Here is a 13045-nt window from a genome sequence, read left to right on the forward strand (position 1 = left end):
TCAGCGGCGACGCTTGATGACGACGACGGTCCCGATGGCGACCAGCACGGCCACCGCGACACCGATCAATGCGGTGCGGTTCTCCTCGGCCTTCACCTTCGCGGTGTACGCCGTTTCCGCCGCGGCGGCGTTCATTCGTGCCGGGACATCGAGCTTCGCCGCCAGCGCATCGACGGTCTCGGCGAGTTCCTCGCGCTGCTGCTCCACCGGCGGCGGGTCGGTCGGGTTCCGATCGGGCTGCGTGTCACTCATCTACAGGTGCTCCTTCACGGTTGCGACGTCGCGCTGGACGCTCTCGACGGTGTGCTCGGGGGCGGGCGGGACGGCCGACTTCGCACGCTGCGCACCGAACGCCGCCGCTGCGCCGCCGATCGCCAGGAGCACGACTCCGACGATCACCGCGGCCAGCCACGCCGGCACGACATTCGCCAGTCCCAGGACCGCAGCGGCGACCAGCGTTCCGAGGCCGAACAGCACCAGCAGGGTGCCCGCGCCGGAAATCCCCGCGCCGACACCGATCCGGGTCCCCTTCCCCTTCATCTCGGCCACTGCATTCTGCAGCTCGGTCTTGACCAGGGTCGTCGTCTGACTCTGGAGCCGTTCGACAAGCTGCACGGTCGACAGATCGTTCACAGACGGATCGCTCACGGTGGTACCTCCACATCGGGGACGTCCTACGCGTTCCCGACCGGCACCGGTCCCAAACGTCGGCGCCGTCTGAATCGGATCTCCGATCAGCGCCGTCTGAAACGGATCTCCGATCCGGGCACGAGCTGTGCGGCGAGATCGGCCGACGTGTCGGTCAGCACGGCCACCACGGGATAACCGCCGGTGACCGGATGGTCGGGGAGGAACAGCACCGGGCGACCGCTCGGTGGCACCTGTACCGATCCGTGAGCGACCCCCTCCGAACGCAACTCGCCCGCGTTCTCCCGATGCGTCAGCAGCGGATACGACGAACCCGCGGCGCGGTCGATGCGGACACCGACGCGATTGCTGTCGGCGCCGACCACCCAGGTCCCCGATCTCAGGTCGGCAGCCGCGTGCAGCAGATCGGCACGCGGACCTTCGTCCACCTCGAGAACCACGACGCGCGGATGCTCGGTGTTCGCCGGCGCCGACTGGACGGACGGCCACTCGCCGGCGGCCCGGCCCACCCGCACCCGCACATTCGCGGTGAGAACCGGCGGCCCCAACCCCGACAACGTGTCGGTCGACCGCGACCCCAGGACCGGCTCGACGTCGAACCCACCGCGCACCGCCAGGTAGTTGCGCAGACCCCACACCGGTGGGTCGACGGCCAGTTCGTCACCCTCGCGCAGGACGACGGTCGCGGCGAGACCGACCGGAACCCCGTTGTGGCGCACCGAGGTGTCGGCACCCGTCACCACCGCCAGTACGTCGCCTTCGACACGGATACGCAAGCCGCCCAGGGTCGTCTCGATCGTGGCGGCCGATTCGTCGTTGCCGACAAGGCGATTGGCCAAGGTCAGCGAGCCGCGATCCGCACCACCGGAAGCGGGTACGCCGAGATGCGCGTATCCGTGGCGGCCGAGGTCCTGAAAGGTCGCGAGCGGGCCGGTCGCGAGCACGGTGACGGCGGTCATCCGGTTGTGCTCATGTCGTCCCTGCCCATTCCCCCCCGCTTGTCCTGACGTCGACGAACCGCACCAGGTGTCCGGTCGCGAACAGTGCGGGCGGGTCGGCCTTCTCGTCCCACAGTCGAACATCGGTGCGGCCCAACAGCTGCCAGCCGCCCGGACTCTCCTTCGGGTAGACGGCGCTGTACCCGGCGGCGATCGCGACGGCACCTTCGGGGACACGGGTGCGCGCCTCGGCGCGCCGGCCCACGGCGTCGAACGGATGCGGTGTCGGCTCGTCGGCGACCAGGTAGCCGAACCCGGGTGCGAACCCCATGAACTGCACACGCCAGCGGGTACTGCAGTGCAGGCTGATCACCTCGTCGGCCGAGATGCCCAGGGCGTCAGCAACATCCGCGAGATCGTCGCCGTCGTAGTGCACCGGGACGAGGATCTCGTCAGCCCGTCCGACGCCCTGGTGGACACCGGCACGTCGACGACGCAACGCGCGCCGCACACCCAGTTCGTCGACGCCGCGGCCCGGTCGGGCCTGCACCAGCAGCGTGTGGGCGCTCGGTACCAGATCGATGACCCCGGGCAGCTCTCCGCGGTCCACGGCATCACGCAGGGCGATCGTTGCGTCGAGCACTGCGGCCGACGGGGACTCGTAGGCCGAGAAGTCGAGCACCACCGCATCGGGACCCGCCGGCAACTCGTGCATGCACCGAATCTACCGCCGAGAGGGTGGCAGACTGGGCCACACAGACGAAAGGGACCCATGAGAGAGATCGTTGTCTGCGGGGAAGCGCTCGTCGACGTGGTGCAGCAGGAACAGGCACCCGGCGCGACGCTGGCGCCACTGCAGCCGGCGCTCGGCGGGGGACCGTTCAATGTCGCGATCACATTGGGACGCTTGGGGAGTGCTGTCTCATTGCTGTCGGCGGTGTCCACCGACAACTACGGCGAGGCCATCGTCGGCTCGCTGCAGGGCGCCGGGGTCGGCACCGCGATGCTGCAGCGCCGACGGGAACCGACGTCGCTCGCGCTGGCCACCATCGCGGACAACGGTTCCGCGCAGTACTCGTTCTATGTGGAAGGCACCGCGGATCGCACTGTCGCCGACCCGGGTTCACTCGCACCGACCGTCGCCGCGGCGACCTTCGGGACGCTCTCGCTGGTGCTCGAACCCGGCGCCACGGTCTACGAGAACCTGATGCGGCGCTGCCACGCCGAACGCCGACTCGTCCTGCTGGACCCGAACATTCGCTCGGTCCTCATCCCCGACGCAGACGCCTACCGGCGGCGTTTCCGCAGTTGGATGCCGTCCGTCGACGTGGTGAAACTGTCCGACGAGGATGCGGCATGGCTCGGTGAAGGGGCGGCCGGGAGCGCTGTGAAGGACTGGCTCGCCGACGGTGTCGCAGCGGTGATCACCACCGCGGGCGCGTCCGGAATCACCGTGACCACGACCGAAGACGAGGTCACCGTGCCCGCCCGGAACGTCGACGTCGTCGACACGATCGGCGCCGGCGACAGCGTCCTGGGAGGCCTCGTCCACCAGCTCGACCGACTGGGTGCACTGTCGCCGGATTCGGTTCGCTCACTGACCGCCAATCAGTGGCGTGAGGTCGCCGAATTCGCAGCTCACGTGGCTGCCGTCACCGTCTCGAGGCGTGGCGCCGACCCTCCGTGGGCAGGCGAGCTGAGAAGAGACTAGTTTGTACCTGTGTGTCCTACCCGGACACTGTCAAAACTCTGATCTGAATAAGGGGTTCGTGTGTCTGCTGAAACAGTCCCAGCCGACCAGGCGTCCGACACGGCCTCAGCGACCTTCACCTACCCCGGTGGACAGCTGGAGCTCCCGATCCTGAAGGCCACCGAGGGCACTGACTCGGTTGCGCTCGGCAAGTTCCTTGCCGAGACAAATCTGACCACTTTCGACGGTGGTTTCGTGAACACGGCGTCGACCAAGTCGGCGATCACCTACATCGACGGCGACGCCGGCATCCTGCGGTACCGCGGCATCCCGATCGAGCAGCTCGCGGAGAAGTCGACCTTCATCGAGGTGAGCTACCTCCTCATCTACGGAGAGCTCCCGACCCCGTCGCAGCTCGAGGACTTCACCACCAAGATCCAGCGGCACACCCTGCTGCACGAGGATCTCAAGCGCTTCTTCGACGGCTTCCCCCGCAACGCGCATCCGATGCCGGTGCTGTCGAGTGCGGTCAACGCGCTGTCGGCGTACTACCAGGACTCGCTCGATCCCAAGGACGACGAGCAGGTCGAGCTGTCGACGATCCGCCTCCTGGCGAAGCTGCCGACCATCGCCGCCTACGCCTACAAGAAGTCGGCCGGCCAGCCGTTCCTGTACCCGGACAACTCGCTGAGCCTCGTCGAGAACTTCCTGCGCATGACCTTCGGCTTCCCGGCCGAGCCCTACGAGGTCAACCCGGACGTCGCCAAGGCACTCGACATGCTGTTCATCCTGCATGCCGATCACGAGCAGAACTGCTCGACCTCGACGGTGCGCCTCGTCGGCTCGTCTCAGGCCAACCTCTTCACGTCGATCTCCGGCGGCATCAACGCCCTCTGGGGTCCGCTGCACGGTGGCGCCAATCAGGCGGTGCTCGAGATGCTCGACGCCATCCGCGCCGAGGGTGGCGATACCAAGGACTTCATGAAGCGGGTGAAGAACAAGGAAGCCGGCGTCAAGCTGATGGGCTTCGGTCACCGCGTCTACAAGAACTACGATCCGCGCGCCGCGATCGTGAAGAAGACCGCCGACTCGATCCTGGAAACCCTCGGCGTGCAGGACGACCTGCTCGACATCGCGAAGGGTCTCGAAGAGGTCGCTCTGTCCGACGACTACTTCATCGAGCGCAAGCTGTACCCGAACGTGGATTTCTACACCGGCGTCATCTACCGTGCGATGGGCTTCCCGACGCGGATGTTCACCGTGCTGTTCGCGTTGGGCCGCCTGCCGGGCTGGATCGCGCACTGGCGTGAGATGCACGAGGACCCGACCACCAAGATCGGCCGTCCGCGTCAGCTCTACACCGGCTACACCGAGCGCGACTACGTGCAGATGGGCGATCGCTGAGCGACGCTTCGGCGCCGACCACCCGGAACAACGACTGACCGCCCGACTCAAAGGAGAGTCCTGTGACCAGCACTGAGAAGCCCGAAGTCGAGTTCCAGGCGGGTCCTCCGCCGGCCGACCTCTCCATCGCCGACCTCATCGTCGGTGACGGTGCCGAGGCCGTCCGCGGGGGTGTCGTCGACGTCCACTACGTGGGTGTCGACTACGAGACCGGCGAAGAGTTCGACTCCTCGTGGGATCGCGGCCAGTCGGCCAACTTCCCGCTGGACCGGCTGATCCCGGGCTGGCAGGAAGGCATCCCCGGCATGAAGGTCGGCGGCCGCCGTCAGCTGACGGTTCCGCCCGAGCTGGCCTACGGACCGGCCGGGGCGGGGCACCGCCTCTCGGGACGGACCCTCGTGTTCGTCATCGACCTGCTCGGAGTGGGCTGACGTCCACCAACCTGGTGTGGCTCAGGCGCGATCTGCGCCTGAGTGACCTACCAGCGCTAGCTGCAGCCAGAGGGACCGATTCGTCGGTCCTTCTGTGCTTTGTGGTGGATCCCCGGCTGGAGAAGTCGTCGGGGGAGCGACGCCTCGCGTTCCTCTTCGATTCGCTCCGCGAGGTCGACGCCAAGCTCGACGGCAGACTCCTCGTCGTCCGCGGTCGGCCGGAGGAGGAGATCCCGCGGCTGGCCCGGGCCGTCGGCGCCGGGTCCGTACACATCTCCGGGGACTTCTCGCCGTTCGGTCGACGCCGTGACGAGGCGGTCGACGAGGCGCTGGGCGACACCCCGCTCGAGGCCACGGGTTCGCCGTACCTCGTCTCGCCCGGCCGGGTCACCAAGGACGACGGCGAGCCGTACAAGGTCTTCACCCCGTACTTTCGCCGGTGGCGCGATCACGGCTGGCGAAAGCCGGCCGATTCGTCGGTCCCGGATTCAGCGGTTCTCGACCCGTCGGACGTGACGAAGTCGGGCCGGATCAGAATCCCGAAGGCGCCGACGAGGCTGTCGTTTCCGGCCGGAGAGGATGCCGCGCTCGCCCGGTGGGCCGAGTTCGTCGAGGACGATCTCGCCGACTATGACACCGGACGCAACGACCCCGCCGCCGACGTGACCAGCCGGATGTCGGCGTACCTGAAGTACGGCAACATCCACCCGCGCACCCTGGCCGCCGATCTGACGCGTCCTGCTCCCCGAGGTGCGAAGGAGCGCAGCGACGACGCCGGTTCTGCTCCCCGAGGTGCGAAGGAGCGTAGCGACGGAGCCTCGAGGGGCGCGCAGGCCTACCTCCGCGAGCTCGCCTTCCGCGACTTCTACGCCGACGTCCTCTATCACTGGCCACACAGCTTGTGGCACAACTGGAATCGCCAGTTCGACGGCATCGCTCTGGACACCGACGAGAAGGCTTACGAGCGCTTCGAGGCGTGGAAGGCCGGACGCACCGGTTTCCCGCTCGTAGACGCCGGGATGCGACAGTTGGCCGAGATCGGCTGGATGCACAACCGGGTCCGGATGGTCACCGCGTCGTTCCTCGTGAAGGATCTCCACCTGCCGTGGTGGTGGGGTGCGAAGTGGTTCCTCGAGCAGCTCGTCGACGGCGACATGGCGTCGAACAATCACGGCTGGCAATGGGCTGCGGGTACGGGAACCGATGCGGCCCCGTACTTTCGGGTGTTCAATCCCGAGGCGCAGGCCAAGAAGTTCGACCCTGAGGGTGAGTACATCCGGCGCTGGGTCGGGGACACCGACGCCGACGACTATCCCGACCCGATCGTCGACCACAAGGCCGAGCGGGAAGAAGCCCTGCGCAGGTTCGGCCAGATCTGAACGGAGCCTGTGGTTTCGACGCGGTGCCTCGCTTCGCTCGGGGCCGGCTCAACCGGCGGGGATTTCGACGCGGTGCCTCGCTTCGCTCGGGACCGGCTCAACCGGCGGGGGGTCTGCCGGTTGAGCGTGTCGAAACCCCTACCGCGCCAGCTTCAGCACCTCGCCCCATCCGAGGCGCGACCCCGTGCGCAGGATCGACCGCTGGTAGATCCGTGCCGCGACCCAGGTGGCGAGCGCGCAGACGACGGCCATGATCAGTAACGTGAGCACGATCTGCAGGGTGTCGGTGTCGCCGCTCGCGATCCGCATCGGCATGAGCGCCGCGCTGAACGGCGGAATCCAGCTGAGCACCTTGATCAGGGTCGAATCCAGCGCCTGCACACCGAAGATCCCGGCGTACATCACCGCCATGGCGAGAACCGTCAGGGGAAAAGACGCCGAGCTGAGCTCTTCCTGGCGTGACACGATGGCGCCGGTCGCGGCGTAGAGGGACGCGAAGAACAGGAAGCCGAGCACGAACCAGGCGATGACGGCCGCGAACATCCCGACCGCCGCGCCGGGAAGCGTCAGAATGCCGGTGGCGGTCCCGGCGATCAGCGCCGTCGCACCGAGCAGCACGACCTGTGCCAGAGCGACCGTTCCGATGCCGATGATCTTGCCCCACAACAGATGCAGTGGCTTGATCGTCGCCAGGAGCAGTTCGACGACACGAGACGTCTTCTCCTCCACGACGCCGACCGCGACCATCGTGCCGCCCATCATGATCGCGGTGATCAGCAGCACCACACCCACGAGGGCGATGACGAGGCGCTCGCCCTCGTCCGGGTGAGTCGGCTCGAGTTGTGTCACCGAGATGTCCACGGCGGGAAGCGAGGCCGCGTCGACGCCGCGGGCCGTCAGTGCGTCGGCGAGGCCTGCCTGCGACACCGCTGTCCGGATGGGGCCTTCGACGGCCGGGTCGGCGCCGTCCTTGCTCAGGATCACGTAGGAGCCCGGGGTCTCTCCTGGTACGAGTGCCGCCGCCACGTCACCGTCGGCGACCCGGGACCGTGCCTGTTCGACGGTGTCCACCGGCTCGGTGGCGATGGTGGTGCCGGCCGAATCACCGATCGCGACAATCGATTCGGTGACCGCCGCCGGTTGTCCGACGACGGCGACCTTCTCGACGTCCTCCCCGCCGGCGAGCAGGTTGATGACGATGGCGCCGGCGATGATGACGACCATCAGCAGCACCGTGCTGACGACGAAGGACCTGGTCTTGGCGCGAGTGGTGATCTCACGCTCGGCGACGAGTCGAATCGCCTGGGCGGCCGATGCCTTGGGGGAGGGGCGGGTTGTCGTGTCGGGGGCGTGGTGCAGTGCGGTCATGTCGAAACCACCTCTCGGAACAAGTCGGTGAGGGAGGGGGTGGACGTCGTGAAGCGGTGAACCGGGCCGTGGTCGAGTGCGGCGGACAGGATCTGCTGGTCGTCGGCGACGTCCGGGTCGACGAGGAGGCGGGTCGTCTCGCCGTAGTCGACACCGCGGACGCCGGGGAGCGCGTCGGCCCACGCGATATCGGATCGGGGGCCGGTGACCTCGAGGGTGATGCCGTCGCGGGAACGCAGCGCGTCGACGGTGCCCAGCGCCCGCATCTCGCCGCGCGCGACGATGCCGACGCGATCGCAGAGGCGCTGGACGAGATCGAGCTGGTGGGAGGAGAAAATCACCGGGATGCCCTCGGCCGCCTTCTCTTTGAGCACATCACTCATGACGTCGACGGCAACCGGGTCGAGCCCGGAGAACGGCTCGTCGAGCACCAGCACCTCGGGATCGTGGACCAACGCGGCGGCGAGTTGGACGCGCTGCTGGTTGCCGAGGCTGAGGTCGGCGACGTTGTCGTCGTACCGGGCGCCGACGCCGAGCCGATCGGTCCAGCGCCGCACCGATTCCTCGGCGTCCGCGGTGTTCATGCCGTGGAGCCTCGCGAGGAAGGTGAGTTGTTCGCCGACCTTCATCTTCGGGTACAGGCCGCGTTCTTCGGGCATGTAGCCGATCCGCCGGCGCAGATCGAGATCGATGGGGCGATCGCCGAGCCGGACCTCGCCGGCGTCGGCGGACAACACCCCGAGAATGATGCGCATCGTGGTCGACTTGCCCGCGCCGTTGCTGCCGACGAAACCGAAGATCTCGCCGGGTTCGACGTGGAAAGTCATGTCGCGCAGGGCGACCAGGTCCCCGTAGCGCTTGTGGAGACCGTCGACGATGAGAGGTGCGTTCATGCTTCGCGTTCCTTCCTGCCGGTGGTGGTCTTGTCTGTGGGTATCCGCGGTCCGTCGATGAGATCTTCCGGGTCGGGGTCGCCCATCCACCAGGCGATGAGCATGGTGGGCACGCAGATCGAGGAGAGGACGAGCGAGATGAGCAGGATGGCGCTGCCGTAGACCCACTGGCCCGGGACCTCGTCGCGCATGCTGATCGCGATGAGGACGAAGTAGGGGATGAACATCACCGCATAGAGCACGAAGAATCCGAACGAACGTGCCGAGTTGCGTTGTGCGAGCTGTATTTCGTCGAGCGTGGAGACGGGCGCGTCGGCGACGGACCCGGTCACGATGCGCAGTGCCGTCAGGATCGAGATGACCGAGACGAGTCCGATGCCGAACGGGAGTAGGAACCAACCCGAGGACAGGAACGCGAGAGACGAACTGCCGATGATGACAACGAGCGCGACGATCAGTGCGACAACCAGTCGTCGGTACGCGCGCTGATTGCGCCACGACGGCAGGCGATGTGCGTGCTTGGCATTGAACTCCTCGTGACGGCGTCCCCGCCAGTCCTCATAACGGCGCCAGAGCTCGGGTTTGACCTCCTCTGGGAACGCCGAGTTCGGGTCGTTCATCATTCACCTCCGGTGTCGTTGGTGGGCGAGCCGTTCGATGCCGGTCGCGTATCGCGCCGGTAGAGCTCGGCTGACATGGCGCCGAACGGCGTACGGCTGAACACGGCTTCGACGGGCAGGTCGAAGACATCGCAGATGCGGAACGCGAGGTCGAGGCTCGGGTAGTTGTCGCCCCGCTCGAGCGCGCCGACCGATTGCACGTTGATGCCGACGAGGTTCGCCAGCTCGGCTCGCGACATCTGTCGTTCCGCACGCAAGACGCCGATGCGGTTGTAGATGGGGAGCTTTTCCCCACGGCGTATTGGGCTCACCTCACCAAGTGTTGGGAAAACGCAACAATTTGTCAACGTCTTCGGACGACGACGGGTTTGTCGCCGGATGGTGGTGAGGTCAGCGGGAGACGACTCCGAGCAGGTCAGCGGCCACGCGCGCGGCTTCCCGGCCGGCCCGGTTGGCGCCGATCGTCGACGCCGACGGCCCGTAACCGATCAGCTGAATCCGCGGGTCCGCCTCGACGACCGTCGCGAGACGGCCGGTCATCGTGATCCCGCCACCCGGCGCGCGCAGCCTCAACGGCGCGAGATGATCCAGCGAACTGCGGAACCCGGTGTTCCAGAAGATCACGTCGAGATCGAGGTGTTCGCCGCCCTGCGGACCGCAGTCCCAGCAGACGCCGGTCTCGGTGATGCGCGTGAACATGGGGCGCCACTTCAGGATTCCGTCGCGCTGTGCGGCGGCGATCGCCGGGGTGCGTGCCAGTCCGGTCACTGAGACAACCGACGTCGGGGGGAGTCCGGCGCGGACACGACGCTCGACGCGGGCCACGGCCTCGCGGCCCTGCTCGGGAGTGAACGGTTGGGAGTTGAAGACGGGTTCGCGCCGCGAGCACCAGAACGTCTCGACGTCCGGTGCCTGCCGGGCGATCTCGATCAACAGCTGGATCGCCGAGATCCCCGCACCCACGACGAGGACCCGTTGGCCGGCGAATTCCTGCGGCGACCGGTAGTCGTGGGTGTGGAGCTGGCGGCCCCGGAAATCAGGCGCGCCGGGGATGTGCGGGATGAACGGGCGGTCCCACGTCCCGGTGGCGTTGATGATGACATTCGCGGTCACGGTGCGTCCGTCGGCCAGCTCGACGTGGAAGCCCTCGCCCCGAAGATTCGTGTCACCGCGTCGAACCGAACGCACATGCACCGGCCGACGGACGTGGAGGCCGAACTTCTCCTCGTAGCGGCCGAAGTAGTCGGGGACCGCGGTGGCTGCGGGCAGCTGATCGCAATCGAGGCCGAGCGCCTCGACGATGCCCCAGCCGGGCAGGTCGTGGACCCGGTTGGCGGTGGCCAGGGTCAGCGTCGGCCACCGGAACTGCCAGGCCCCGCCGGGTCCCGGCGCGTGGTCGAGCACCTGGTACCGATCGCCGAGGCCGAAGCGGTGCAGGAAGTAGGCCGCCGACAGCGCCGCCTGGCCGCCGCCGATGACCACGACATCCGAGTGCTCCTCGACGTCGACGGGGTCCGAGACGGACGTGTCCATCTGAGATGTGCTGCTCTGCGTCGTGCTGCTCGGCGTGGTGTTCTGCACCTGACCACCCTGTCACGGCTCGGCTCGACGGTGCGATCGGTAGGCTTGGCGCCCATGATTCACTCCACCACCGAGGGCGCCGTTGTCACCATCGAGCTGGACCGTGTCGACAAGCGCAATGCGCTGAACGAGAAGATGCTCAGCGGGCTCGCCGACGCCTTCGGCGCCGCGGTCGACGCCGGTGCGCGGGCCATCGTGGTGACCGGACGCGGCTCGGTGTTCAGCGCGGGAGCCGACCTGTCCGGGCCGGTCTACGACTCCGGTTTCCTCGACAAGCTGGTGTCGACGCTGCACAAGATCGAGCAGACGCCGGTACCGGTCATCGCCGCGCTCAACGGTTCTGCGATCGGTGGTGGACTCCAGCTGGCGATGGCCGCTGATCTCCGGGTGATGGCCCCGGACGCGATTGCTGCCATTCCGGCGGCCAAACTCGGTGTCGCCGTGGACGAGTGGACCATCCGCCGACTGGTGTCGCTGGTCGGTGCCGGGCAGGCGCGAGGAATGCTCATCGGCTGCGACCCGCTCAACGCCGACCGAGCGCACACCCTCGGATTCGCCAATCGCATCGGCGATCTCGCCGATGCGCAACACTGGGCGGCCACCATCGCCGACCTCGCGCCGCTCACCCTGCAGCACTACAAGCTGGTCCTCAACGGTGACGGCGCCCGCGACACCGCACCCGAGGATCGGGTTGCCGCGATGATGCGCGCCTGGCAGAGCGACGACATGGCCGAGGGTCGCGCCGCGCGAACCGAGAAGCGCCCTCCGCGGTTCGTCGGGCACTGAGGGTCGTCGGGTTCAGGCGGTCGAAAAGCGCCCCCGAAATCGACCCCGCCTGAGCCCACGGACGACATATCGTCTTCGGTGACACCCCACGGGGTGCTTTTCGGGGGCGGTTTTCGGGAGCGGCGCGCGATCCGCCCCGGTCCGTCTCTCAGTTCCGGTGAATGGGCCCGGCGCCCTCGAAGAGGGGTGCGGCCGGCGCGCCATGCCGTTCGGCGATGAGTTGGGCGGCCACGGCGACCGCGACCTCGGCGGGAGTGTGCCCGCCGAGGTCCAATCCGAGCGGCGACCGCAGTCGCGCGAGTTGTTCCTCTTCGACACCCTCTTCGCGAAGGCGGCGGTTGCGGTCGGCGGCTGTGCGGCGGGAGCCGAGCGCACCGATGAAGCCGAAGGTCGGTGAGCGGAGTGCGGTGCGGAGCGTCGGCACGTCGAACTTGGTGTCGTGGGTCATCACGCACAGTGCGGTGGTCGAGCCGATCTGCCGATCCCGGATCTGTTCGGCGAGATAGCGATCGGGCCAGCCGACGATCACCTCGTCGGCGTCGGGAAACCGCTCCGGGGTGGCGAACACCGGACGGGCGTCGACGACGGTGACCCGCATCCCGAGCGTCGAGCCCAGTGCGCTCAGCGCGCGCACGAAGTCGTTGGCGCCCACGAGGATGAGACGCGCCGCCGGGGCGAAGGTCTGGACGAAGGTGCGCGGCCGGTCGGTCGGGGCGGCCGGATCGGTGACCTCGCAGTCGTCGACGCCGATCACGCCGGAGCGTCCGGTGGCGAGCATGTCGGCGACGTCGCGGTCGAGGCGTCGCCACGGCGGTTGGGAGGTCTCGGTCGCGAGGTACCACTCCGGGTCGGCGGTGAGGGTGGTGGCGACGGCGATCGGTTCATCGGCGGCCAGCGCGTCGGCGAGGCGTCGGAGCTGACCGAGCCGTTCCGGCGTCGGCTCGATCCGTTCGACGACGACGTCGATCTGACCGCCACAGGTCAGGCCGGGTGCTGGATCGCGCGGGTCCTCGATGCCGAACTGTTCGACGACCGCGATCCCGTCGGACAGGACCTGCTGCGCGGTGTGGACCAGGGCGCCTTCGACGCAGCCGCCGGACACCGAGCCGAAGACTTCGCTCTCGGCTGTCACGACCATCGCCGCACCGACCTCACGCGGAGCGGAGCCGGCGGTCGCGACCACCCGGCACAGCGCCACCGGACGTGCGTCTGCGCCGCCGAGGACGCCGAGCAGGTCGGGCAGGATGTCGCGCATGTGTTCCAGTTGACCAGATCACCGTCGCCCGGGCCACCGGTGCCTGATGACG

Annotated in this window: 15 protein-coding genes; 5 read left to right on the forward strand and 10 right to left on the reverse strand. The window is 68.0% G+C overall.

Features of this window, described 5'->3' with window-relative positions; all coding sequences use genetic code 11:
- The 4 genes from IHQ52_RS09235 to IHQ52_RS09250 all read right to left on the reverse strand — a co-directional run bounded on the left by IHQ52_RS09235 (position 1) and on the right by IHQ52_RS09250 (position 2301).
- A complete protein-coding gene (locus tag IHQ52_RS09235; RefSeq protein WP_006436069.1) occupies positions 1–252 on the reverse strand; it encodes a DUF3618 domain-containing protein in 252 nt (83 codons plus the stop codon).
- Positions 253–648 (reverse strand): phage holin family protein, encoded by a 396-nt coding sequence (locus tag IHQ52_RS09240; protein ID WP_024499921.1) that lies wholly within the window; start codon positions 646–648, stop codon positions 253–255.
- An 86-nt stretch (positions 649–734) separates the two neighbouring features.
- On the reverse strand, positions 735–1607 hold the full coding sequence (locus tag IHQ52_RS09245) for a 5-oxoprolinase subunit C family protein (protein ID WP_006436071.1): 873 nt from the start codon (positions 1605–1607) through the stop codon (positions 735–737).
- Positions 1608–1617: 10 nt separating this feature from the next.
- Positions 1618–2301, reverse strand: coding sequence for a 5-oxoprolinase subunit B family protein (locus IHQ52_RS09250; protein ID WP_006436072.1), 684 nt, complete (start codon positions 2299–2301; stop codon positions 1618–1620).
- 57 nt (positions 2302–2358) lie between these two features.
- On the opposite strand from IHQ52_RS09250, the gene IHQ52_RS09255 reads away from it, so the two are divergent.
- From IHQ52_RS09255 to IHQ52_RS09270, 4 genes are all read left to right on the forward strand, one after another.
- On the forward strand, positions 2359–3297 hold the full coding sequence (locus IHQ52_RS09255; protein WP_238064208.1) for a carbohydrate kinase family protein: 939 nt from the start codon (positions 2359–2361) through the stop codon (positions 3295–3297).
- A 60-nt stretch (positions 3298–3357) separates the two neighbouring features.
- Positions 3358–4680, forward strand: a complete 1323-nt coding sequence (locus IHQ52_RS09260) for a citrate synthase (protein WP_006436074.1) — start codon at positions 3358–3360, stop codon at positions 4678–4680.
- 62 nt (positions 4681–4742) lie between these two features.
- Complete coding sequence (locus IHQ52_RS09265) at positions 4743–5111, forward strand: FKBP-type peptidyl-prolyl cis-trans isomerase (protein WP_006436075.1); 369 nt, start codon at positions 4743–4745, stop codon at positions 5109–5111.
- A gap of 14 nt (positions 5112–5125) precedes the next feature.
- Positions 5126–6490, forward strand: a complete 1365-nt coding sequence (locus IHQ52_RS09270) for a cryptochrome/photolyase family protein (RefSeq protein WP_024499922.1) — start codon at positions 5126–5128, stop codon at positions 6488–6490.
- 138 nt (positions 6491–6628) lie between these two features.
- Here IHQ52_RS09270 and IHQ52_RS09275 read toward each other — a convergent pair whose 3' ends face one another.
- From IHQ52_RS09275 to IHQ52_RS09295, 5 genes are all read right to left on the reverse strand, one after another.
- On the reverse strand, positions 6629–7858 hold the full coding sequence (locus tag IHQ52_RS09275) for an ABC transporter permease (RefSeq protein WP_024499923.1): 1230 nt from the start codon (positions 7856–7858) through the stop codon (positions 6629–6631).
- Complete coding sequence (locus IHQ52_RS09280) at positions 7855–8751, reverse strand: ABC transporter ATP-binding protein (protein WP_238064209.1); 897 nt, start codon at positions 8749–8751, stop codon at positions 7855–7857. Before IHQ52_RS09280 ends, IHQ52_RS09275 begins: the two co-directional genes overlap by 4 nt.
- Positions 8748–9371, reverse strand: coding sequence for a hypothetical protein (locus IHQ52_RS09285; RefSeq protein ID WP_006436079.1), 624 nt, complete (start codon positions 9369–9371; stop codon positions 8748–8750). The genes IHQ52_RS09280 and IHQ52_RS09285 overlap by 4 nt, the downstream gene beginning before the upstream one ends.
- Positions 9371–9682 carry a helix-turn-helix transcriptional regulator gene (locus tag IHQ52_RS09290; protein WP_006436080.1) on the reverse strand — a complete coding sequence of 104 codons (312 nt, stop codon included), beginning with the start codon at positions 9680–9682 and terminating at the stop codon, positions 9371–9373. Before IHQ52_RS09290 ends, IHQ52_RS09285 begins: the two co-directional genes overlap by 1 nt.
- Before the next feature lie 79 nt (positions 9683–9761).
- Complete coding sequence (locus IHQ52_RS09295; protein ID WP_024499924.1) at positions 9762–10904, reverse strand: NAD(P)-binding domain-containing protein; 1143 nt, start codon at positions 10902–10904, stop codon at positions 9762–9764.
- 102 nt (positions 10905–11006) lie between these two features.
- Here IHQ52_RS09295 and IHQ52_RS09300 point away from each other — a divergent pair, with 102 nt between their 5' ends.
- On the forward strand, positions 11007–11738 hold the full coding sequence (locus tag IHQ52_RS09300; protein WP_006436082.1) for an enoyl-CoA hydratase: 732 nt from the start codon (positions 11007–11009) through the stop codon (positions 11736–11738).
- Between the two features lie 148 nt (positions 11739–11886).
- Here the strand turns inward: IHQ52_RS09300 and IHQ52_RS09305 are convergent, their stop codons facing one another.
- Complete coding sequence (locus tag IHQ52_RS09305) at positions 11887–12993, reverse strand: XdhC family protein (protein ID WP_024499925.1); 1107 nt, start codon at positions 12991–12993, stop codon at positions 11887–11889.
- Between the last annotated feature and the right edge of the window lie 52 nt (positions 12994–13045).

The organism is Gordonia amicalis (assembly GCF_022059885.1).
GTDB classification, from domain to species: domain Bacteria; phylum Actinomycetota; class Actinomycetes; order Mycobacteriales; family Mycobacteriaceae; genus Gordonia; species Gordonia amicalis.

Bases quoted from the DNA above. Each gene is read 5' to 3' on its own strand.
- IHQ52_RS09295 (WP_024499924.1), bottom strand. From the start codon at position 10,904: ATGGACACGTCCGTCTCGGACCCCGTCGACGTCGAGGAGCACTCGGAT.
- IHQ52_RS09305 (WP_024499925.1), bottom strand. From the start codon at position 12,993: ATGCGCGACATCCTGCCCGACCTGCTCGGCGTCCTCGGCGGCGCAGAC.
- IHQ52_RS09280 (WP_238064209.1), bottom strand. From the start codon at position 8,751: ATGAACGCACCTCTCATCGTCGACGGTCTCCACAAGCGCTACGGGGAC.
- IHQ52_RS09245 (WP_006436071.1), bottom strand. From the start codon at position 1,607: ATGACCGCCGTCACCGTGCTCGCGACCGGCCCGCTCGCGACCTTTCAG.
- IHQ52_RS09300 (WP_006436082.1), top strand. From the start codon at position 11,007: ATGATTCACTCCACCACCGAGGGCGCCGTTGTCACCATCGAGCTGGAC.
- IHQ52_RS09275 (WP_024499923.1), bottom strand. From the start codon at position 7,858: ATGACCGCACTGCACCACGCCCCCGACACGACAACCCGCCCCTCCCCC.
- IHQ52_RS09250 (WP_006436072.1), bottom strand. From the start codon at position 2,301: ATGCACGAGTTGCCGGCGGGTCCCGATGCGGTGGTGCTCGACTTCTCG.
- IHQ52_RS09285 (WP_006436079.1), bottom strand. From the start codon at position 9,371: ATGAACGACCCGAACTCGGCGTTCCCAGAGGAGGTCAAACCCGAGCTC.
- IHQ52_RS09255 (WP_238064208.1), top strand. From the start codon at position 2,359: ATGAGAGAGATCGTTGTCTGCGGGGAAGCGCTCGTCGACGTGGTGCAG.
- IHQ52_RS09235 (WP_006436069.1), bottom strand. From the start codon at position 252: ATGAGTGACACGCAGCCCGATCGGAACCCGACCGACCCGCCGCCGGTG.